Here is a 24,191-nt window from a genome sequence, read left to right on the forward strand (position 1 = left end):
CAAGCTGCGTACAAACGCTATTCGTGAACCGTACAAATTGAGTACGAGCAATAAAGCGCATTAGAAACAAGCATACGGTTACTAAACCTGCGCAGCAACAAGCTATCAAACGCAAAGTTAAGTCCTTCGACAGTAGAAAGACCGCTATTATCAAGCCGATTAATCCCACCAACGTAACTACAAAAATAATTGTGTCAAGAATTTTTTGTGTAGCTCTATTCATCATCTTTATCACCAATCCATCTATACCCAATGCCGTAATAGGTTTTTATATATTGAAATTCGTTATCAGATAACTTAGAGCGCAAGCGGCTGATAAGCGTTGTTAACGTGTGTTCAGTGACAAAATTACCGTCGTTATCCCAAAGTATTTGAAGTATCTGACTACGGGTCAAAAGCTGCCCTTGATTGGTAATAAAAAGCTTAATTAGCTTCCATTCATTTTGGGTCAACCTTAAAACTTCGCTGCTTTTTTGTACTTGTCCCATTTCTAAATCTATTAATAGGTTTCCGCAATAGATTTTTGTATTGGGTGTTATCACATTTCGTTTCAGCACCGCACCGACGCGCCGTAACAAAATAGGTATGCTGAACGGCTTTGTGATATAATCAGCAGCTCCCGCGTCAAAACCTTCTAAAATATCCGCTTCAAGGTCATTAGCGGTTAAGATAATAGCTGGAATGTTGGTACGACTACTTATTTCTTTGCATAGTTCTATCCCGTTCCCGTCAGGCAAATTTATATCTACAATGCAAAGTTGTAAATTATTGTTATAAATCTTTAATTTAGCGTCGGTATATGTGAATACGGGGATTACTTCATAGCCGGAGTTTTCGAGATGATAACAGATGCCTGCATTTAACATTTCGTCATCTTCAACAATCATTATATTTTTCACAAGTAATCGCTCTCCTTTCGTCGATTGTTTATGTATCTTGCAACTTTAGGCTTTTCTGCGTCTTTTGGTATCAGATAAGTCTATTATATACGGTCTGATGTATAATACCAAGGAGAATATGTGGTTTTACATTTTCCATGCAAAACAACTTCTTTCTTCAAAAAGAGCACAAAAAAACGCCATCCATTGGCTTATCTGCCTTTTTGAATAGCGTTTTGTCATAAAGTTTAATAAAAGGGGTTTGGAGTTAAAAATTCATTTTTGCTAAAAATACTATAATTCCTTAAACATTATGTATCGGATATCTTCTTCCCCTTCTACGTAAAATCCTTCTTTCAGATATAACTGGTAAGCTGGTACGTTATTTTTCGAAACACCCAATACCATCTTTTTGATTCCATCCTGTTTGGCATAGTCACAAACTGTTCTCATGATTTCTAGACCATAACCATTACGTTGATATTCCTTTTTAACACCAATGTATGCGATTAGTCGTAAATCCTCCTCTTTATCAACACACCAAGCATATCCAACGACATTATCCGCCTCGTCAAAAAAGGAATAGAAGTAATTTCCTTTACTCTCTAACCCATCTGGTAATAACTCGCGTACCTGTCCTTCCCAGTCTACCTGTTCTGAGCCTTTTATGTCTGAATAACTTTTAATTAATCCAAATGTTAACTTCATCATTTCATCAAACTCAGTATGGTTCATCCTTCTGTTACTTAACATCTTAATACCCCCCTACATCAGATTAATTTATTATCAAGGTTTAGTTTATAATTTTAGTGAATAAAATTAACCCACCATTATTTTACATATATATGAGGGTATTCTACAGATTATTATAATTTCTTATATTATATTAATTTTCTTACAGGGCGCAATACTTGATAACCTAGTATTTCTGGATTATGTCGCTGATAATCCTGACATACTAACTCATTCCATTCATATCCTTTATCGGTCAAATCATAGTTCCAAGCCAATTGTTCAACTCTTTTCATTACTTCTGAGTTATCTTTCCTATAATCAAAGGTTGGATGATAGAACACATAGTAATAACTTTCAGGAAATTGCTTTATTGAAAATCCTTCCGGTATTTCACCTTCATAATCAAGAGGAACGCCAAAGCCATAAAAATATCCTCGTTTTCCATTTTTCAAAAACCATCCCGCAGTATGTGCGGCAACGACAGGATCACTAACATGGCTCATACTCTCAACAATTCCTGTTATTTCGTCACAATCATGATTCCTCCAAAAGTCACCGTATCCATTTGCATTTTCATCCCATATTCCTACGTACTTATGTGCTGGGATGAACTCCATTCTAACATTAGGGTTTGTTAAACAAGTTTCATTCATTGTATCCTCTCCTTTTTTTACTTGATAAGGCGGAAGCACTTCCTGCCGAATCGACAGCTTAAGAGGTCTGGGTTTCTTTCGATAGGCAGCCGGTGTACACCCATAAGCATGAACAAATGCTCTAGTCAATGCTTCCTGCGAAGAATAACCATATGTTATTGCGATATCTAGAATACGATGATCCGTATCACGTATTTCTATCGTCGCTTTCGCAAGTCTTCTTCCTGCTACATAGCTCTTTATTGTCATTCCTACAATTTCATGAAATCTGGTGGAACAGTAATAGGGAGAATAACCTATTTGATTTGACATCTCCAATAGACTAGGATTCTCACAAAGATGCTCCTCCAAATAATCAATGATTTTTTGTATTGACTCATTCCACTTAAACATTGTGTTTCCCTCCTTTCTAGTAAATGATAACAAATCCCTGCTACACTTTTCTTGATATAAGTTGTGAAGATATAATATTCTAACATAACACCATATCTTTCACATCTACGAATAGATATGATACATCTTGGAAAATCAAATATGGAAATAAAATAGCAACTATATGACTACGAATATAAGTAATATAGTTGCTATTTCTTTCATTATTTTTTCAGTCAAAGCGGATATTCGCAATCCGCTTACGCACCAGCTCTACCTCATTGCCACTACATGCATTTTAAGCAGGCAAGTCCTTACCCCCGCTTAAAGAAGCGGAGGACTTCCCTGATGAGGTTAAAATACTACTTCACCACGAACCATAACCTTCTTGATTTCAATCTCATTATTAAAGACAATCAAGTCCGCATCTTTTCCTACACAGATAGAACCTTTTTTGTCATCTATCTTTAATAACTTTGCCGGTGTTAAACTCGCCATTTTTACTACCTCATGAAGTGGAGTATCTGTGAGAGTATGCATAGTTCTCACCAAACGGTCTGACGTTGCCACACTTCCGGCAAATGCAGTTCTATCTGGTAGTTTTGCAACTCCGTCTTCTACAATACATCTTTGACCTGAACTTTTAGACCCTAACAGATACCCCCCATCCGGCATACCTGCCGCTCTCATACTATCGGTAACAAGACAAATTCTATCAGCGCCTTTTATTTTTACAATGAGTTTAAGAAGTTCCGCCGGGAGATGACAACCATCCGCAATTACTTCAACAAATAAGTCATCAATTAGATAACCTGCCTCAATTGCTCCGGCAACCCTATATGCATTTTTCCGATGCACTCCTGTCATACAGGAATAAAAATGAGTCAGTGCAGTAAGCCCATTTTCATAAGCTCTCATAACTTCTTTGCAGGTTGCGTCCGAATGAGCCAGGGAGCTAACAATATGATATTTTCTAAGCTCTTTTAAAAATTCTTCAGAACCTGGTAACTCAATTGCAAAAGACCATCTTAAAATTCGATTTGAGTATGTAAGAGCATCCATGTACTCCTTAGGGTCCGGATTTCTAAGGTATTTAGGATCTTGAGCACCCTTTTGAGATTCCGCAAAATAAGGTCCTTCCAAATGAAGTCCAAGAATATTTGGCATACCTTTTTTTTCTAACTCAATGGTCTCGAAAAATTCTAAAAATTCCTTCAGTGACTCCCTAGTACTAGTAAGTGTTGTAGGTACAATCGAAGTAGTTCCATGCTTCATATGGGTATAGCATGCTTGATACAAACTTTCTTCTGTCTGATCCATAAAGTCAGCTCCACCCGCACCATGAGTATGAATATCGATAAAACCTGGGGAAAGAAATTGATTTTGTAAGTCGATTATAGTATCCGCAGCTTCCATACATGGCTCGTCAAAGAAAATATGACTTATCACCCTATTTTCAACTCTTACATCCCCATGATAGACTCCTGTTGGTGTAATAATTCGGCCATTCTGAAATAATACACTTGCCACTGCCTTTCACCTCCTTGTTTTACTACAGACAACGGACTTTCCCTCGGAATCGATCCAAAAACTGATTGTTCCACTCATCACCGTTCGGGCAGTTCCCACTTCGCCAAACCGGAGGATTTACACCTTCGTTTACCAGCATATTGATTGCTTCTACCACTATGCTATTTAGTACATAAGCATTGGCATAAGTACTTAATGCTCCAATCTTTTGTTCAAAACCTTCCAACTCTATCGTCGCATCACCCAATCGTACTTTACAATCAATAGAACAATCCACTATTTCATGAAGATTTTTCTTAGAAGGATGACGCGCCGGATGATCTTTCGGGCATTCTATTGCATGCTTATGGGAACTTACACCGATAACCTTTGCACCATGTTCTTTTGCTGTCAGCGCGGCATCAATGGTTGCAGAATTAATTCCATACGCATTGCATACAAGAAGTAAATCATCTTCTCCAATTCCGTAATCCTCCACAACAATTCTCCCATATCCCGGAAGTCTCTCTGCCTGCATTGATTTCAATGCACCATTGCTTAACATTGTTTCCTGATTTAAAATAGCACTTACATGCATTAAACCTCCTGCGCGGAAAAATATTTCCATAGCAGCTAGATTCGAATGACCACCCGGACCAAATACATACACCAGTTTATCTTTTTTCACCTGATCTGCAATCATACGAGCTGCATTTAATATATTTTCCTTTTCTGTGCTTCGAATTTCATCTAAAATTCCTATTACCTCGTTGTAATACAAGTCCATAACGGAACCTTCTACCATTATAACCACCTCTATAATCTTTCCATCAATTGATGTATTGTTTCCTCTATCTCTTCTTTATACGTTCCTGCTAATGCAAAATACAACGCAGAACCAACCGGCTCATAACCGCCTTCCCTAATCTGTTCTGCTGTACAAAGGTAACCAATCATACCATTGGTATAACAAGTACAGATCGCCGAGTTATCCATTGTTCTTGCAAACTCTGCATAATATTGTGAAACTTCTGCATTAAATGTGAAGATTGTTAACTGAGAACCAAACCTTAATTTAGATATCTCAATTACCTCATATGGCCTTAGATTTTTCTCCATAACTTTTTCTAGCCACTGTCCAGCTGCTTCTTCCGTTTTCGCTTTTTCTTTTATCTCAATAAGCAACGACTCACTCGTAAGCGGTAATTGATATTCTTCTTTCTTTATCTCTATCTCCTCATCTACTCGAATCCCTTTTGATTCTATTGTTTGCATACAGCTTTTATAAAAATCTTGAGCAAACTGTTTCACATAATCATATTCACAAGCCACAAATCGATCTCCTAAAACACAGTTTGGTCTAAGATCTGCTGTACACCCCTGTAGAAAGAGAGATGTAGATCCTTTGTAGGAATCATCCAGCATACGGAGTGCTATTCCCGGATAATCTGGATGTACCTGATTCCCATTTGATAGATTCGCATGGCAGGGATAATGGATTAGAAAACCTTTTATCGTATGATCAAGTCTTCGATAGGAGATCACAGTCAAATGCTTATCTGCCTCTACCTGATAATTTGGTTTCATCTCAATCTGTCCCCGCTCATTCTTTACACGGCGGAACACATTCATATCACTGATTCCATTATGCCTAGCCATACATACTTCTTCACAATCATCTTTTGCTTCTAGAACAGCTTCTATTACCTGATCTTTTAACCACGCTACATAGTCTTCCTCGATAGTTTCCAGTTGTGGAATAAAGGAGGTCCCTGTCCCCGGACCAGAGTGATTATGAGAAGCAATAAAAAATATAGATTGAATAGGGAGTCCTGCTGCGTCAGCAGCCTCCTTCCTTGCTATTTCTACAAATTCACTATTCCACCATAATAAATCCCCATAAAGAAAGATAAGAGTATCATTGCTATATTCCTGATAGTGAACACGGAGATAGATATCTTCTAGTACATTATCAAAAACATCATTTCTTGTTGCATAACCGCATAATCGTACTGGTCTTTTTGGAGTAATGATTCGTTTTGCTGTACCAAGTTTCATAACAACTCCTATCTATATGCTTTTGCATATATACAAATCAAGATGTATGTATCACCAGTGCACTTTATTAGTTGAATATTCTTTCTCACCCTTGAAATCATACCTCTTTAGTAAGCTGTGTGAACTTCAGACTCTACTTGGTGTATAATTCAACAATTTTAATAAAGTTTCTCATGATATGGAATGGGTCTTTTACTGGTAGTGCCACTACTTTGTTCATTGGTTTACCATCTCTTGCACAAATCTGCATCCACTCACCGATTTCATGGTTTGGAAATACTTGAAATACGTAATCCTTACTCAGTTCATACCTTTTTTTCATATCTTCCTCTCCGGTTAGTTCATATAATAAAAGGAACAGATATAATATTTCAGAATGCGGCCACCAAAGTTTCATATCCCATGTATCTAAGATAAGCTTTTCATAGGAACATGGATCATCATGAATCAGCTCTCCTTTCGGTTTACATCCTCCATATTCTTTGTCCCAGCCCAAATCAAAAGTAACTCTTGCAATCTGTAAGATCCTAGGAAGATATTGCTTTAAATGATTCGTATCTTGCAAGATTTCAATTAAAAACCATAAATCCTCTAAAGTATGACCCGGATTTATGTGTCGATCTAATAGCCGATGCTCTCTGTTCTCCAAAGTGGATTTGTGTTCTCTTATAAGTCCTCTTTCATCATACAGTTCATTTAAGATATAGAGCGCTTTCGTTAAAGCGTACTCTCTTTCTTCTTCATAGGCGTATCCCAATTCCTTTTTCATATTGTAGTATTCATACACTGTATTCACGAGAATCATTGGAATTCCATGAATACGGTACCCTTCCGGAATTGGATAAGGCTCTGTCTTAAATTGATTTTCCTCAACTCTTCTAACAATACTTTGATAAAGGCTTTCCACCACTTTTATATCAAGATAACCAGTAACTTTATGATATTGTGACATACCAATCAATGCAAAACAATCAGCATAGATGCTGGCATCATAAAGCCCTGTACTGGAATCAGTAAGCATCTTCCCGTCTCTTGTCAGCAGATAACAACACTTACTTTCGTAAATAGCGTATTTCGTGATAAATTCATATGTACTATCCATCCAACGCCTAATGTCCTCTGCAACTAAATTCGTGATTACCTTATCTTTTATAAGCATATCGATTCGACCAAGTATCCAAAGCCATCTTCCCTGAGACCAAGTAAATTTTTGATCACTGATCATTTCGTCACCATAATTATTAATACAATTTAAAATTCCTCCATACATATTATCTTCATACTTTGACCAGTATGGAAAAAAATTTTCCGTGATTTCTGATAAATAAAGCTTAATTATTTCCTCTCTCATTCTATGAATCACCACTCCTACGAATATATAAAAAAAGTTTCTCTTATCGAATTCATATAGTACCTATTGCTTCTTTTCTTTCTTAAAACAATGCTTAAAACTAGTGTGAAGTTTTAGAATTTCTAAGGTGGCGTCCTTCGCCACCTTAGAAATTCTCTTCACACTACTTATATTGTTCTTATAATATCAGTATGTACTGTCCTACTAAGCGACTTTATTAAACTTACTCATTCTTATCAGAAAGAGCAGCCATTAATTGCTCAATTTCTGGTTTCACTGGCTTTTTAGCAACATATTGATTATATAGACCAATGCCATAGTAAACAACAAAGGAAGTTGCTAGTGGTGCGATTAACGCGATATCAGCTTCAAAGGAAAAACCTAGCTTTGTTGCTACAAAGACACCAAGTCCGGCTATCATCGATGCAATTGCTGATTTCGAATCGCAGTATTTAAATCTTGGGAATAAACCTAACAATAATGGAATCGCTGTTGGCCCAAGTAAAGCTGCAAACCAAGTTAAGATTAATCCGGTAACACCACCAAAATAATCACTAAATAACGCAAGGATCACAGTGAATCCGGTAAATACAATAGTTGTAATTCTAGCATACCAAAGTGATTTCTTTTCAGAAGCTTTTAGTATCTCTGGTTTAAAAATCGGTAGGATATCTCTTGTTAACACAGCGGCTATCGTATTGGCATCCGAGTTACACATTGTCATTGTATTCGCAAACATGGAAGCCAGTACAAGCCCTACCATACCAATTGGTAAAAATGTATTCGTAAGTGTTGCATAAAGAGTAGCCTCCGCTGCTTTCTGCGTTAATCCTGGGAATATCAATGGTCCGCAGAACATTGGGAAGAACAGGATGAATGGCCATACCAAATATAATCCTGCGGAGAATAATGCAGCTTTCTTTGCTTCTTTTCCATTTGGCGTAGAGATGAATCTTGCCGCAAGATTCCAGGTACCGCCACTATAACTAAAGAAAATAACAAAGAAGTAAAGAAGCGTCCAGCTAAGGGATCCCTGACCTCTTCCAGCATTAAAAACAGCCGTACCCGCTGTTGGTAATTCACTAAATACGCTAAAGAAATTTAGTCCGTAATCTCCTAAGTGGATAATAACTCCGATAAACAACGCTAAACCTGCCGCCACCTGTATGATGAATTGTACAAAGTCGGTCCAAAGATCTGCTAAAATACCACCTATTGCAATATAAATTAAAGATACTATACCAGAAACAACAACACCAACCCAGATAGGAATTCCGGTAAATCCATAAAGTAACAGTCCCATTGAGGTCCATTTTGCTGCTACGTCTAACAGTTTCGTAACAATACCGGAAATTGCGATTAATAATTGAGCTGATTGGCTATATCTCATCTTTAAATATTCCGTAGGTGATTGAATTCCTAAAGCTCTACGAAGTCTTGGCCACCTTGGAATGATTGTAACTGCACCGATTACGGTTGCTATAGCAATATTGACCGCCCACCAAAAATAAATTGACATACCTTGTGTATACGCGATACCGGCATAACCAACAAAGACAACCCCGGAATATCCGGAAACATGATGAGAGATACCTGATAGCCACCAAGGAATTTTTCCACCGCCAATAAAGAAGTCCTCTGAACTATTAATATTCTTACCGGAGCGAATTCCGATCCATAATATCATCACGAAAAACAATATTACTACAAGCCAATCAAGCCAATGCATAACCATTGTATCCATAATTTTCTCCCTTCGTTATGAAATATTTTTTAATCTTTCTTCTGCATAATGTTGATTAAACTTCCTGCTTTTCTCATTTTCATCCACCGACTGCAATTCATTCATCACACTTACATAATGAACCACGTCGTTTGATGAAAAGTATTCTAATAAAAAACGGTCCAACTTCATATCTTGCTTGGAAACATAACGATTCCATCTATACAAAGTGAAACCAAATATAACTACAGTGATAAAAGGTAATAGAAAATTGATATAAAATCCGTTAAAATATGTACTTAAATTAATATGAAATGCAAATACAGATAGTATTAGGGCTATCAATATTTCTATAGGCATTACAAGTCGTAATATTATTTTTAACCCACTTGCCGAGGAGAATCTTTTCAATTCTCTTACAATCGCACATTTCGTAAATTCCTTTCCATACTCCCTTAAAAGCTTCGGATTGACTACTACGATAAATTCTCCAGTCTGACGTATCGGTGATATAATTTCTACCGTTCTTCCTAGAAAAGCATATTTATCCATGATATCAGAAGTAAATAGCAAAACATTGCAATTAACCGGAAGTTCCAGAGACATTGGATCTAATTTACCATAGCTTGTTACCGAATAAGGCATAACCATAAACTTTTTAATTAATCCACCAATCACAATTGCCCCTATCATACCGATAAGACAGACTAACCAGATCCTCTCCGATGCAAGTATCATTCCTAGTATAAAATTAAGTGCTGTGAGAGGGATTATTCCAATGATGTAATATAGGTTCAAGCTTTTTAGTTTCATCCGTTCCTCCTTTACATTGCTATTTACTTTTCTTATAACCTTCTTGACTTCGAAACTTTTTCTCTTATAATCCGATTAATACCTTTCATAACTACGATATACTATCCTTTATAACTTTGATGCACTATCCTTATCAGCATATAAGTATGTGTTATTATGCGTTCTTAATATGCTGGCTGGACAAATTTCACTGATTGGTCCCATAAAAGTGTCCATAATAGCTTGTGCTTTTAAAATTCCTGGTACAATACAAAAGATATGAGTCGCCTCTATAAGCTTTGGAATTGTAACTGTAAAGGCATACTTAGGAACATCCTCCAGAGTTTCAAAACATTTATCATGTACCTGTTGTTTTCTGCAACTTTCCTCAAGCTCAACGATCTTTATGTTTTTAGGATCTTTAAAATCTGCTACCGGTGGATCATTAAATGCAATATGGCCATTTTCTCCTATTCCCATGAAAACAATATCCAAAGGATGCTCCTTCATGACTGTCTCTAATCTCTCGCATTCTTCTACCGGCTCTTTTTCACCATTGATTAAAAATATCTGATTGAAAGGAACCCTATCAAATATTGCATCTTTTAAGAAAGCTCGAAAAGTGCGGGAATCCTCTTTCTCTAACCCCATATATTCATCCATATGGAAAGCATTGATTTGTTGCCACGGAATACTTTTATCCTCTACTAAAGCTGCTAAAAATTCATTCTGAGATGGGGCAGCGGCAAACATACAGTTGATTACTTTTTTCTCTTTAAGTAGTTTTTTTATACATTCCGAAGCTTCTGCGGCAGCTACCTCTCCCATTTCTTCCCTGGTATCATAAATATTTATGACAACCTTATCATATTGCTTTTGAATCATTATTGCCTCCATGCTGCGACATCTTTTAGGAGCAGCTAATGGCTCAAGTTTGGCGCAGCACAAACTTGGCGAGTGTACACTCTTATCTCCTTACCTTCTTATGAATCTTACGTACAGAGTCTCTCTCTACTAAGGATGGCTGCATTAGGATCTGTACCGTATCGTGACTTATATCTTTAATTCGGTTAATCAGTACTTTGGCTGCTAAGCTTCCAGTTTCTGTTGCAGGCTGATGTATGGTGGATAATGCTGGAGTTACCATCTCGCTGATTGCAATATCGTCAAATCCCATAACAGATATATCATGCGGAATCTGAATATTCTCCTTTTTTAAATGATTGATTAATCCAATCGCAATCATATCATTTACCGTAACTACAGCATCCGGAAGATACTCTCTTTGCATTAATAGTTTTCCAAGCTCCTGCCCAAGATAGTAATCTTTCTTTTCAAAATTCTGTTCTTCGACAAAAGAATAAATAACCTTTCGCCTGCTGACACTTAAATTGAAATCCTTAAGTGCCTGTTTATATCCTTCATACATCAAACATCTGCTTCTTCGATCCAATTCACCTGAAGCAAATACAATGTCTCTGTGACCACATTGTATTAAGTACTCCGTAGCCAAGTATGCCCCCTTGAAAAAATCGAACTGTATACAATCTCCCTTATAACCATTAAAACTCTGATCAAACAGGATTAATGGCATCTGCATCTCTTTTATACGTTCAATCAGTACATCACCGCTGTTCACACTGGATAATATAATACCAGCTACATTTCTTTCTTCCAGCATATTTAAGTGGTTTAATTCCAGCTGCTGATTACTCATTGAGTTACATATAAAGGGAACATACCCCTGACTTAAGCACTCCTGTTCTGCAGCTGATAGCAGCTGAGAATAGAAAGGATTTGTGATAGAGGGAACAACAATTCCGATTTCACAGCTTTTTCCTTTCCTTAACATCTGGCTAAAAACATTCGGCTTATATCCCACCTGATTTGCTATATCTATAATCTTTTGCTTTATCTCTTCACGCACAGGGTAGTCCGATCCACCTAAGACACGCGAAACAGTAGCAATGGAAACTCCAGCTTGTTTTGCAATATCAGAAATGGTTATCTTTTTTCTGTTTTTTGCCATATTTAACCTCCGTACTAACATACAATTGCATTTATTACAGTAAACGTTTTCTGTTGCATTTAGTATAACATGCATATTTTCAAAGTGTCAACCCGCTTGATTTTATACATTTTGCATTGTTTTACTATCATTAAATAGCATTTTAAGTATATTTTTCTATAATATTTTCTATGAATAGTAGTATTTGTTCTAACTTTTTTCTATTTTAATTTTCCTAATCCTTGCTATTACAGCGATTAAATTTCTTTTAGTAGAAAATTATTATTGATTATCTCATGCTGATAAGCTCTATTTTTCTATAATAAAAGTAATTTTTTCAGATATTTTCATAACGAAAAGACACGTATTTTCTATTAGAATTTTCATTTTCATGATTATGCACAAAATACTTATCATATTTTGTGTATATGTACCAAAAAAAGCTTCCACTGAAGTTTCACAACTTACAGCAGAAGCTTTTTCATTCTCCCAACATTTCAAACAAGAAAAAGGACTCTTCGCGATTTTCCTTGTTATTAATAAATATCACATAAGTGATAGATTATATGTTAAAAAATTTCATTTGATTATTTAGATTTTCCGCAGTTTGCGCAAGCACTGATGCGTCCTGTTCTACCGTAAAACTATGTTCTGTTATTTGCACAGCATGGTTTGATAGATTTTCCGAGGTTGCAAGTATCTCTTCTGCTGCTGCAGATTGTTCTTGTGTTATAGCTGCTACCGAAGTAGCCACGTCATCTACACGGTTGACATTCACAATCATATCTTCGACAATATAACTAGTCTCACTGATTGTTACATAGATTTTATGAAATGTATCACTGGCCATCTGGATTAAGTCAATACTATTTTTAATACTATCCGAACTTTCCTGTGTCTTATCTACGGTATTGGTTACAAGTTTTTGTATCTTTTGATTTAACTCCGCTATGCTTTTCACAGAACTCTCACTTGTTTTGGCAAGCTTTCTAATTTCTTCTGCAACAACAGAAAATCCACGTCCAGATTCCCCTGCTCTTGCTGCTTCTATCGCTGCATTTAGCGATAATAGATTCGTTTGACTTGAAATATCAGCAATCAGCTTTACGATATCATTGATTTTTTCGCTTGACTCAATTACCTGTTCCACTGCTTCTTTTAGCTGAGATACATTGAAGTCAACACTCTTCATAGCAGAATCAATATGAAGCATATCTTCTTTACCTTTTTCAGATATCATAACGGTATCCTTCATCTTTTCACTTGCATCTTTACCTTTTTGCCCTGTTTCTGAAGCTACCATAGAAAGAGAGGTTGTATTCTCTGCAACATCAGTTACAGCCTTGGCTAACTCATCTACCGTTTGATTTAATTCTAACATTGCATTTGATTGTGTTTGTGCTGATTCATATAATACTTCAGCAATTTTATTACTGTTATCAGATTGCTTTCCTAAACTGTTAGACATACTGGTAACTTCTATAATTGTACCTCTCATTGTTTCAATAAATCTTTGCATGTTATTGCACATCATAGCAATTTCATCATTTCCGTTAATGCTCACATCAACAGAAAAATCGCCCGCTGTAATTTTTTCAATCGAGCTATTTAACTTTTTCACTGGTCTTATGATATAATGAATCACTCGTTCTACTAAAACTACTAACACAATCATAGAGCTTAAGAATAGGACAAGTAAAGTACTTTGAAGATTGTTTAATGTTTGTAGGATTTCGGAATGAGGTATGTATCCAATCACCTTCCAAGGAGTGTTTTTAATTGATTGAACATCGACAGAATATTTACTTCCATCTAATGTTAACTCAGTGATTTCATCAATATCTAAATTTATCCCATTCGCCATGTCTGCAATCAATTTATTATTATTACTACTATTAAAATCAGTATTGATTAAAGTTTCATCATTGATTGCAAGAATCTTACTGCTAGTTACATCTACAATAAAAAGTTTGCCAGTTTCCTTTATCTTTTTCGTACTAATAATTTTCGACATATTTTTTAATGAAATATCTGCTACAGCGACTTTTTGTACTCCATTTGCTGACTTAAGTTTAGCAGAAGCACTTACTACATATTCACCAGTATGAGCATCTAGATATGCTGTTCCGTATTGGAAATGTTCATTTTGAAGCCCTTCTTTAAACCAATCTTTATCAGCAACTATATAATCAGATGGCATTGTAAAATCGAATGGAGTAATCATTTCTTGTCTGTCAGTTCCAACATATACACCATACTCAAAGCTATCATTCTGATTCATAGTTGTTTTTAAATACTTTAACAAAGCGTTGTTATCTAATTCAACATTATTCAGCGTATTCTGAATCTGATTTAATGAGGTAATTATTTCTTGTGACCAAGTTTCTATCTCATTCGCATTTGATTTGGTTAATGACTTTACCAGTTGATTTGCATCATCCATTATGATTTTTCTTGAAGTTGTATAGGTAATCATGAGTAGTGTGCCAATCGCTAGGACTACAAGCGGTGCAATTATTAAAATTAGTTTTGTTTTTATACTTCTTTTTATCTTCGGTTTTCTTACTTCTTTTTTTCCAATGGTCATATAAATCTCCTGTGCTTTAACTATATTTCTTCTTTCGTATCCTTATCAATTAATTCTTCTTCGCATGACGCTGAGATTTTACAAATCTGATTCATGTACTTCTTTAGTACTACTTTACCACCTTGATCTTCTTGTAACTCTAACAATTCATTTTTTAGTTGTTTCGAAAAAATAACTGGATTGCCAGAAACCCCGTCCCAGGTCACACATCCAGCTATTTTTTCCTGACTAAGAGTTTCCTTAATTAGTCTTTCCACGGTCTCTGTCTTAATGAAAGGTTGATCTGCAACCATAAACATATAGTAATCTGGTTGCATCTCTCCTTCAAGTAAACCAGCTTTAATGGAATATGAGATTCCAAGAGTACTATTTGGTGAATTTATAACATGGGTTCGATTGTGCAGGAATGGATCCGCCTTTAGTTCTTCCACTGCCTCCATGACTGGTTCAAACCGAGTAACAACATAAAGCTCTCTGTCAAAATCCTTTAATAGCAATTCCTTCATAACTTCTAACCCATACAAAAACATTGGCTTCTCATTAATAGAATATAAAAGCTTATTACTCCCAAAACGACGGCTGTTTCCAGCCGCCAGTAATATAAGTCTAGTTTTCATTTTTTAAAACACCCATCATAATCTTCTCAGGAGTTATTGGTAATTCACGATGCCATACTCCAGTCGCATTATAGATTGCATGCGCAATCGCAGGGGAAGGAGTATTAATTACGATTTCACCAATTGATTTTGCTCCAAAAGGACCAGTTTGTTCGTAGCTACTTTCAAACTCAACTCGCATCTTACATAGGTCTAGACGAGTTGGAATCTTATATTGCATAAATGAATTTTCATAGATTCTACCTACAGAATTATAGGTTACATCTTCATACAATGCCATACCGATACCTTGTGCCAAACCACCTTCTGTTTGAACACGAGCTAAATTCGTATTGATTACAGTACCGCAGTCAACTACTGCTGCATAATCTAAAAGGGTGGTAGCTCCTGTCTCTTTATCTACCTCAATCTCAACCATACCAACCATAAATGGAGGCGGTGAAACAGTAGAAGAATGTGATACCGTTACTTGTGTAGCTTCCGTATTACCGCACATGGACTTTGTTGCAATGTCCATTAATGTGATTTCTTCGCTACCATCAACTTTACTAATCTTCTTACCTTGAAAGACTAAATCTTCAATTGGACAAGATAACATTTCGGCTGCTAACTTACACATCTTTTCTTTTAGTTGAAGACAAGCTTTCTCCACAGCTTTACCTGTCACATAAGTTGTACTGGATGCATAGGAACCAGAATCATAAGGAGAACTGTCCGAATCCGCTCCATATACAACGATATCATCAATATCGCATTCCAAACACTCTGCTGCCATCTGTGCTAAGATGGTATCACAGCCAGTTCCCATATCTGCTGCTGCAATGGATAATGCATAAAATCCCTCATCATTTAACTTAATTGTAGCAGAACCTACATCGACTCCTGAAATCCCAGAGCCTTGCATTGCCATAGCAACACCGATACTTCTTATTTTCCCATTTCCTAAATCAACTGCCAAAGGTCTGTTATCCCAATCAAACATCTCTTTTGCTCTAGTCATACAACGCTCTAAGGCGCATGAGCTGTTTGTCTCATCATGATATGATGGCATGATTTGTCCTTCTTTTACCATGTTCTTCTCACGGATTTTTACAGGGTCTATGTTAAGTTTCGATGCTAACTCATTCACTACTGATTCCACAGCAAAGATTCCTTGCGTTGCACCATATCCACGGTAAGCGCCAGCGGATTGAACATTCGTATACACTACATCATAACCAAAACGGTAGGCCTCTAGGTTATTGTTATATAGAGTTATCGTTTTTTGTCCAGAAAGTCCTACTGTAGTTGGTCCATGTTCTCCATAAGCTCCTGTGTTTGATAATGTATAGATATCCATTGCACGAATAGTACCGTCCTTCATAGCACCAACACGTACTTTGATTTCCATCTCATGTCTTGGTGTGGAAGCGATTTGACTCTCTTCTCGTGTATAAATTAGTTTTGCCGCCTTACCAGTTTTCCATGTAACAAAAGCAGGAAATATTTCCGTTACACAAGTTTGTTTCGCGCCAAATCCACCACCGATTCTAGGCTTTGTGACACGTATTTTGGATTTTGGAATATCTAGTGCATTTGCTAAAATACGTCTTACGTGGAAAACAATCTGAGTAGAGCCTATTACATGCAATCTTCCGTATGGATCAAGCGTTGTATAGGTTCTAAATGTCTCCATCATTGCTTGTTGGTTTGCTTTTGTATGATAAGTATTTTCTACAATAACATCACACTCTGCCATCACGCTATCGACATCGCCATGAACGTTTGAATCGGTTGCACATAGGTTTCTTTTATTATCCGCACCAACCGGGCAAAGTGCTTCCCAGTTTTCTTCTGGATGAACTAACACTTTATTATCTTTTGCAGCCCTAAAATCTAGAACTGGCTCTAGTACCTCGTACTTTATTTTAATTAATTTAAGTGCTTTATCAACCGCTTTTTCTGTCTCTCCGGCTACAATCGCCACTGCATCACCTACAAAACGAAGTCTTTGGTCTAAAATTAATCGGTCATATGGACTTGGTTCTGGATAGGTCTGTCCCGCCATCGTAAAACGTCTCCCAGGTACATCCTTATAAGTGTAAATTGCTTCAATACCTGGTACCTTTTTTGCAATCTCTATATCAATCTCATTTATCATTGCATGTGCATAAGGGCTATGCAGTACCTTAACTACCAAGCAATCATTTGGTGTTACATCATCTGTATAAACAGGTTTTCCTGTCACCAATGCCATGGCATCTAATTTTCGAATTGGTTTATTTACGATTTTAAAATCAGCCATTAGCATACACCCCCTTTTTCTTTCTTAAAGTTAAGGTATGCCTTGATTCCACGAAGTTGTCCCTCATATCCTGAGCATCTGCATAGATTTCCTGATAGATACTGTATAATCTCCTCGTCAGTAGGATCTGGATTTTCACGAAACATGGCAATTGCGTTCATGATAAGACCAGGATTACAAAATCCGCATTGTTCTGCACCTTGATCTGCGATAAATGCTCCAAAATCTTCGGCTTCTTCTTGTAAACCTTCTAATGTTGTTATTTTCTTGCCATCTACTCTAGCCACTAGAATACTACAAGAAAGCACTGGCTTGTCCTCTACAAAAACAGTACATAATCCACAATTTGCTGTCTCACAGCCTCTTTTTACACTGTAGCAGCCATGAGCACGTAAAAAATCGATTAATAACATATCGGCAGCAACGTCTTCCGTCACCATTTTTCCATTGATCCATAACTTAATCTGCATAAGACGTCACCTCATAATCCTTTAACTTTAACAACGCGCGCTTTGATAGCACGCCAGAAAGTATTTTACGATATTCCTCACTACCACGCATGTTGCTTCCAGTAATAATCTGACTTTTAATAAATTCGCCAAATTTTTCTGCACTTTCCTGTGTAATACCATCTTTTAGTAGATCGTTAGTATCGTACAAACAAACTGCTCGCTTTGGTCTGGCTCCTATCACACATCGATACGTTCCTTCAATATTGCTAACCGCACAAGTCAATAGAGGAAAGTCTGTCTTTGTATTTCTTTGTGAAAGGTAAGCCACCTTCATCTTTTGTTTTTTAATAATTACACGTATTAAAAGATCATTATCATAAGGCATCTTTGAGAATTCCTCAATTGAAACAATTCCCTTTTGATATAATTCAACCGAAGCATCCAAAGCCATGAATATTGTAAGCACATCAGAAAAACCATAACGACCGAATATACTTCCGCCAATCGTTGCAAGATTTCGAAATTGAATACCTACGATGTGTTTTACACTCTCAGAGGCTGCGTTATTTGTCATAGAATTGATACCTTTATGTAACTCCAAGGTACGAAGTGTTACCATAGCTCCAATTAAGTAGCTATCCTCTGTTTCTTCAATCGTATCTAATCCTAAATCTGATAAATCAATGGCTGTACCCACACTTTTTTTCTGCATCTTCAGCCAAAGCATTCCGCCAAGAATCACGTTATTTTTCTTTTGGTTTAATTCATAGGCTTGTTGTAAACTTTCTGCTTTTACATACTGGTTAATTGTTAACACGTGTATCCTCCCTTATGTCTATTTCATATCAAAAACCTTATGACAACTACTACGAAGCTTTCAATCATTTAGCTAATCGTATAAAAAAGAACCCTGTCTTTGATAAAATTATCGATTATACCGTCCTTATGTTATCTTGTTTTACTGAACTCGCAAAATTCACTAAATATAGAAATATCTACATTTTATAACTGAATTATTTCTTATTAAAAGCATTTGCAAATCCTTTGATATTCTAGCATGGTAAAATAGCTTTGTCAAAGCGAAAGATAATTTTTCGGTCAGCATTCTAGGCTGATGTGGGACCTAATGATGCAAGGCAGCTTCGAGGCTTTATAAAGAGGTCTACCGAATCGATGCAGTGCGTTTTCACAAGAATGTGGATACCTTGTTCGCACTTTATAGGAAAGTGTGAAACTTCCTATAAAGCGAGAGAACAGGCCTATCAGTAGAATCTGATAAGCCTGTTCATCAATATATCGTAATCTTAATATAATTAACCCCAAAGAAAACAAAAGAATAACTATCGCGATACATCGGACTCTTACTACCATCCCAAGTACCGTACATATGGAATGTTTCAGGTCCAACTCCTAATGGTTCATATGCATTAGCACAATGAAATGGCCCCAATAAATTCCGATTACCGTTCTTTAAACGTATTCGTAATATATTCTCTCCTTGTATTAGATAATCAGAAAGATTAGCTTCTTTATCAAACAATAGATTTTTTACCTTTTTTCCATTGAGAATTATTTCCGCAAATGCAAACCTTCCCTCTAAGGTAAGCTTAGAATAAGTTTCTAGCTCTTTGACCTCAAAGTGTTTTTCAAGTAGTAGTTCTCCAGCAAAGAATAGGAATCCCTCTTGTACTAATCTACTGATATCTACATGTTTTTTCTGTTTTACTAAAGTAAATCTACCTGTAGTTAATATCGACAGATGACATTCCTCACTATTTGCCTCCTCTTTTACATCCACTACTTCACCCTTTTCCCTCATACATATTTCATACCCATCTAAAGCTTCTACTCCAAAATTCCCATGCAAATAGATACATTCAATATCTGTATCATAACTTAAGCAATTCATTAAGGACTCCGTATCATCCCCCTCATCCAAATGTAAATGATATACCATTGGATCTTGATAATACTCTATTTCAAATACAACCTCATTCTTTCCAACTTTGACTAATGATACAATATCACAACAAATAAAGCTCTTGTCTAGAATACCTTTTTGTGACAACGCAATCTCTTGTCCATTCAACCATACATTCTTATAATGTTGATCTTCTGCCTCGATTATTAACAAATTAGATAATTCTTTTACCTCAAATTCATACTTTAAATAGATTGTTCTATTTTGTCGCTCAGATAGTAAACGATAAGAAACCGCCATAATTGGCATTGATTCATCATAGGTTATGTTGTCATAAGATAAGCTTACATAATCAATTGTTAACTGATTTCTTACCTCGGATACCACGTTGAAATTCGTGTCTAACTGTTGTAAGATTGTATTCCCTTTTTCTTTTGGCATTGGGGATGCTAAATCATCTACATACAGTAACACTGACTGTCCTGGATCAAGTGTTAACGGTACAACAATACCACAATCCCCTGCTTCAAAGTATACACCTTCAAAACGAACAGTTTCTAGATTAAGCTGCTTCATACCCTTTGCTTTCACTTCATAGTGCACCGTATAAGCTTCTTTCTCAGACAAATTTACTGCAAAAAGAAAGGTTCCAAAATCGGATTTTCGATAGGTAGAGCGAACTGCTGTATTCGTTTCTCTTAATACGATATCTGTATTAATAAGTTCTTCCCATGTAACATTCGAAACCAGAAAATCTAAGTTCGCCTTTTTTCCATCTATGTAACTTGGCTGCTCATCAACTAAGTAAAGCTTTCCACCTTGCTCTAAATATTGTTTTAACAATGCTACCGTAGTATGATCTAAGCTTTGTAGCTTAGGAATTACAATGTAGTCATATGCACATTGACCCATAATCAGTTGATTCTCTCTAACACTACCATGGCGTTCTAATAATGATTCATCTATATAGTGATGTCCTATGTTATACGCTCCAAAAGATTCAATCAATTCTATAAAGCTATCCTCTAACACTTGTACGGACTCCCTATCTTTTTGCCTGTTAAATGTTAAATAAGCAGAATGCATTGGATGTATAATACCTACTTTAACAACTTCTGTGCTTTCAGTAAGCATATAACCTAATCTTGTAAAATAATCATTAAAGTACTTTAATTCATCATACCATGGATTATGTTTTGAAAAATGTAATGGATAATCCCGTTTTCTTTGACCACGAATAGAGTATGGAAAAAGATGCTGACACATTAAATTTATACCATTCACATATTGCCACTCTGCAATTCTCTTCAATTCCTTTGGCGTAGCATCCCATCCAGTACAGGCAAATGTCTCCGTTAAAACTTGCTTCTTCCCTAGCTGTTGTGCTACCGAGGATACTTGTCTTGGTGCAAGCTCACTCTGTATTTCTCTTCCAAGCCAATCCATCCCTGGAATATGTTCATATTCGTAAAAAGGCATTATACCAGCGCAACACCACATTTGTGCAAATAATGCAGATTCTTCTACGGCATGCCCAGTAATTTTACAATTATGTTCTTCGCACCAATCATAAATTTGCTTAATAAAGGAATTAATAAATAGTTTATTCATTAATCTCCAATACTTAAATCGAAATTCATATGCTCCTTCATGCTCAATAAACAAAGAGCCCAATCCATCCAATACATCCTCACCATACTCTTCCTTGAATGCAGTAACTAACATTGGCGTATATGCCGTATCCCATCGAAAATACTGAGGTTCATCCGTAAAAAATCCCATCATTACATTTCCGAATTCTGTACTAAATTTTTCGTAATATTTCTCATGTGTTTCCTCAATAAATTTTCTTACAATACTAGGGTTTAGCACATCGACTACAGAGGAATTTACATGGTCATAGACACAGTGATAGCAATCCGCTTGTTCACTACTCTCAAACACCCTTATCAACTGATTATCCGTTACAACATATACCTCTAATGCACTCTCATCAAAACAATCTTTTGATTTATATGTTATATAGTGCTCTAGATTTTCCCTATCCTTTAGAAGTTTCATACCCGCAAATCCACTTGGCCATCCATTCTCATCATAGCACCAAGCATTCATGTCAAGCTTTTTGGCTTCGTCAATGCAAGCTTCCACACAGTCAAACCATTCATCCTCCATATAAGGTGTCTTTAGGCCACCTCTGGCATGCATGAAAAATCCACCCATTCCCACATCTTTCATCTCTCTGATTTGAGCCCTTAGCTCCTCTGGTTGCAACTTATCATTCCATGACCAGAAAGGTATACTCTTATACTTCTGTAAATTTTCATTGAAACGATCTATGATATTCATATATTTCCTACTTTCATTTACATTTATCTCCTGATTATCTATTCTAATGTTAAACTATTACAAAAAACCCGAACTGCACAAATCATTTTTACCCCAGTTATGGTTTTTTCGGTATCTCCATGACCAGGAAAATAGTTTACCTGGATTGCCTGCTACCAATGTCTCTCTGGGTTGTCGTTAATTATTTGCACATATTTTTTGCAAACAAATAAACACCTGCACTCCACCCGATCATAGGTGGCATCTCATATTCGTTTATTACCTCTACATTACCTTCAAGGACATTATATTTTTCCCACAGACACCCAGTTGCTTCAAATACACGCTCCACTAAATCAACATACTTCTTTGCAATACGATACGCTTCTTTATCAAAGCCGTAATTTTGTAACCCTACCATAGCAATCAATTGCAATGGAGGCCAACCATTTGGATAATCCCATTGATAAACACATCCTGAATCATTCTTCTCACAGCAAGTAATTCCATAATCTAGTTCGATTCGATGTAGCTGCTCGACTGTAGCTTGAGCCTGTTCCTTGCTTGCCATTCCTGAGAATAGCGGAAACAAGGATGCTGCTGAATACACTTTACCAGATTGCCCCGAAGCAAAGTTATAATCATAATATCGTTTACGTTCCTCATTCCATAAATAAGTATTCGCTTTTTCTTGTCTGTTCTTAGCTAACGAGGTCCATCTCGGTGTTTCATCCAATCCAAGTTCCTGACTAAAAAAGGCTATATTTTCTTCCATCTGAAAAAGCAAACTGTTCAATTCCACCTGCACATAATTGTATCCTTGAAATTCCCATCGGGGATTAAAATCCCAACCACTTTCTGCACAAGCCAAAAAATGTTGATTAATACCTTCTTTAGACCAATCTTTTTCTTCTTTATTTACGCGTATTACAAAGCTCTCATAGTTAGAGTCAACAATCGCTCCATTATATGTACCACCAAATTGCGCTAATCCAATCGGCGTAGAACGTTGTTCCACCCAGAATTGATGTTCTTTTACCAATGTCTTGTATGCACTTTTTAACCACGCTTTATCTTGGTAATGTTCATATACATCTTTCACCATCAACGACAAAAACGGCATTTGGGAACGATCTAAAAGTTCCACATTTGTTCCATTTGGCATATACCCAAACTTTTCTACCATGTACAAAATATTATCTGTATTAGACTTCACCAATTCCCATCGATTTGTTAACTCTAGTCCCTTACAAGTAAAGAAAGTATCCCAATAAAACATGCATTGAAATGCATCCGATATGCAAGGTACTGTATAGGGATAAGGCAATCCTATATTTCCATCTTTCTCCTCTTTGTTCGTTCGAACTGTTTGATCCCAACGTTCGCAAATATATTGTTCAATCATTCACTATCCCTCCCCCCTTCATTTACTACACATAATTGCTCGATAGTAAATTTAATCTTTATTTTCGAATTATTATTTCCTTTGGTGCATCTATTTGTGACTGAATGGTTCCATCTTTCATTTTTTGATGCTTTACTCTTATAATACCATAAGGCGTTGGGAACGTCCCCTCTGCCCACTCTAAATCCCCTAGCTGTGGTGTTATTTTAATCGTTTTACAACCTGCATCAATCACCTTAACTCCTAAAATATTTTCGGTCAGCCATGGGGTTACTCCCGCTGCCCAACCATGGCAAAGACTGTGTCGATACCCCTTATAGCAGTGCTTCCCGTAGGTACCATGTACATCAATTTTATCACTTTTTTCCCATACTAATTCATCAATTTTTGCAGCATTTTCCATCCAGTCTATGTCAAAATCTTCCCAGAATGTCGTAGCACCTAGTTGCAACATACCACCCCAATATTCTTTAATGCATTTTAAGCAGCCATTAATATCGCCTGCCATAGCTCTAGCAGTT

The 24,191-nt window shown here is 36.5% G+C and carries 19 protein-coding genes; all 19 read right to left on the bottom strand.

The window, feature by feature from the left end; all coding sequences use genetic code 11:
- Positions 1 to 215: 215 nt before the first annotated feature.
- On the bottom strand, positions 216 to 899 hold the full coding sequence (locus tag RTP52_RS08010; RefSeq protein WP_312370367.1) for a response regulator transcription factor: 684 nt from the start codon (positions 897 to 899) through the stop codon (positions 216 to 218).
- Between the two features lie 273 nt (positions 900 to 1,172).
- The gene (locus RTP52_RS08015; protein WP_312370369.1) at positions 1,173 to 1,631 is read right to left on the bottom strand and encodes a GNAT family N-acetyltransferase; all 459 of its coding nucleotides are present in this window, start codon (positions 1,629 to 1,631) and stop codon (positions 1,173 to 1,175) included.
- Between the two features lie 128 nt (positions 1,632 to 1,759).
- Positions 1,760 to 2,659: a helix-turn-helix transcriptional regulator gene (locus RTP52_RS08020; RefSeq protein WP_312370371.1), complete on the bottom strand. Its 900-nt coding sequence runs from the start codon at positions 2,657 to 2,659 to the stop codon at positions 1,760 to 1,762.
- Between the two features lie 333 nt (positions 2,660 to 2,992).
- Positions 2,993 to 4,168 (bottom strand): N-acetylglucosamine-6-phosphate deacetylase, encoded by a 1,176-nt coding sequence (gene nagA / locus RTP52_RS08025; RefSeq protein ID WP_312370372.1) that lies wholly within the window; start codon positions 4,166 to 4,168, stop codon positions 2,993 to 2,995.
- 22 nt (positions 4,169 to 4,190) lie between these two features.
- Positions 4,191 to 4,952, bottom strand: a complete 762-nt coding sequence (locus RTP52_RS08030; RefSeq protein WP_312370373.1) for an SIS domain-containing protein — start codon at positions 4,950 to 4,952, stop codon at positions 4,191 to 4,193.
- Positions 4,953 to 4,963: 11 nt separating this feature from the next.
- Complete coding sequence (locus RTP52_RS08035; RefSeq protein ID WP_312370374.1) at positions 4,964 to 6,205, bottom strand: alkaline ceramidase; 1,242 nt, start codon at positions 6,203 to 6,205, stop codon at positions 4,964 to 4,966.
- A gap of 133 nt (positions 6,206 to 6,338) precedes the next feature.
- Entirely contained in the window at positions 6,339 to 7,556 is a 1,218-nt protein-coding gene (locus tag RTP52_RS08040; protein WP_312370375.1) for an AGE family epimerase/isomerase, read from the bottom strand.
- 223 nt (positions 7,557 to 7,779) lie between these two features.
- Positions 7,780 to 9,300 (bottom strand): sodium:solute symporter family protein, encoded by a 1,521-nt coding sequence (locus tag RTP52_RS08045; RefSeq protein ID WP_312370376.1) that lies wholly within the window; start codon positions 9,298 to 9,300, stop codon positions 7,780 to 7,782.
- A 15-nt stretch (positions 9,301 to 9,315) separates the two neighbouring features.
- Entirely contained in the window at positions 9,316 to 10,092 is a 777-nt protein-coding gene (locus RTP52_RS08050; RefSeq protein WP_312370378.1) for a hypothetical protein, read from the bottom strand.
- Between the two features lie 108 nt (positions 10,093 to 10,200).
- The gene (locus RTP52_RS08055) at positions 10,201 to 10,956 is read right to left on the bottom strand and encodes a glucosamine-6-phosphate deaminase (protein ID WP_312370380.1); all 756 of its coding nucleotides are present in this window, start codon (positions 10,954 to 10,956) and stop codon (positions 10,201 to 10,203) included.
- A gap of 82 nt (positions 10,957 to 11,038) precedes the next feature.
- Positions 11,039 to 12,100: a LacI family DNA-binding transcriptional regulator gene (locus RTP52_RS08060; RefSeq protein WP_312100603.1), complete on the bottom strand. Its 1,062-nt coding sequence runs from the start codon at positions 12,098 to 12,100 to the stop codon at positions 11,039 to 11,041.
- Positions 12,101 to 12,641: 541 nt separating this feature from the next.
- Entirely contained in the window at positions 12,642 to 14,666 is a 2,025-nt protein-coding gene (locus RTP52_RS08065; RefSeq protein WP_312370382.1) for a methyl-accepting chemotaxis protein, read from the bottom strand.
- 20 nt (positions 14,667 to 14,686) lie between these two features.
- Positions 14,687 to 15,283 (bottom strand): nucleotidyltransferase family protein, encoded by a 597-nt coding sequence (locus RTP52_RS08070; RefSeq protein ID WP_312370383.1) that lies wholly within the window; start codon positions 15,281 to 15,283, stop codon positions 14,687 to 14,689.
- Positions 15,273 to 17,567 carry a xanthine dehydrogenase family protein molybdopterin-binding subunit gene (locus RTP52_RS08075; RefSeq protein WP_312370386.1) on the bottom strand — a complete coding sequence of 765 codons (2,295 nt, stop codon included), beginning with the start codon at positions 17,565 to 17,567 and terminating at the stop codon, positions 15,273 to 15,275. The genes RTP52_RS08070 and RTP52_RS08075 overlap by 11 nt, the downstream gene beginning before the upstream one ends.
- Positions 17,567 to 18,037, bottom strand: a complete 471-nt coding sequence (locus RTP52_RS08080) for a (2Fe-2S)-binding protein (RefSeq protein WP_312370389.1) — start codon at positions 18,035 to 18,037, stop codon at positions 17,567 to 17,569. The genes RTP52_RS08075 and RTP52_RS08080 overlap by 1 nt, the downstream gene beginning before the upstream one ends.
- On the bottom strand, positions 18,027 to 18,836 hold the full coding sequence (locus RTP52_RS08085) for an FAD binding domain-containing protein (protein ID WP_312370391.1): 810 nt from the start codon (positions 18,834 to 18,836) through the stop codon (positions 18,027 to 18,029). Before RTP52_RS08085 ends, RTP52_RS08080 begins: the two co-directional genes overlap by 11 nt.
- Positions 18,837 to 19,307: 471 nt before the next feature.
- Positions 19,308 to 22,286 carry a glycosyl hydrolase gene (locus RTP52_RS08090; protein ID WP_312370394.1) on the bottom strand — a complete coding sequence of 993 codons (2,979 nt, stop codon included), beginning with the start codon at positions 22,284 to 22,286 and terminating at the stop codon, positions 19,308 to 19,310.
- A gap of 181 nt (positions 22,287 to 22,467) precedes the next feature.
- Positions 22,468 to 23,670, bottom strand: coding sequence for a trehalase family glycosidase (locus RTP52_RS08095; protein ID WP_312370397.1), 1,203 nt, complete (start codon positions 23,668 to 23,670; stop codon positions 22,468 to 22,470).
- A gap of 58 nt (positions 23,671 to 23,728) precedes the next feature.
- Positions 23,729 to 24,191: alpha-L-rhamnosidase C-terminal domain-containing protein (locus RTP52_RS08100; RefSeq protein WP_312370399.1), on the bottom strand; the 463-nt coding region annotated here is incomplete at its 5' end.

The organism is Lachnoclostridium sp. (assembly GCF_031997925.1).
GTDB lineage: Bacteria > Bacillota > Clostridia > Lachnospirales > Lachnospiraceae > Lachnoclostridium.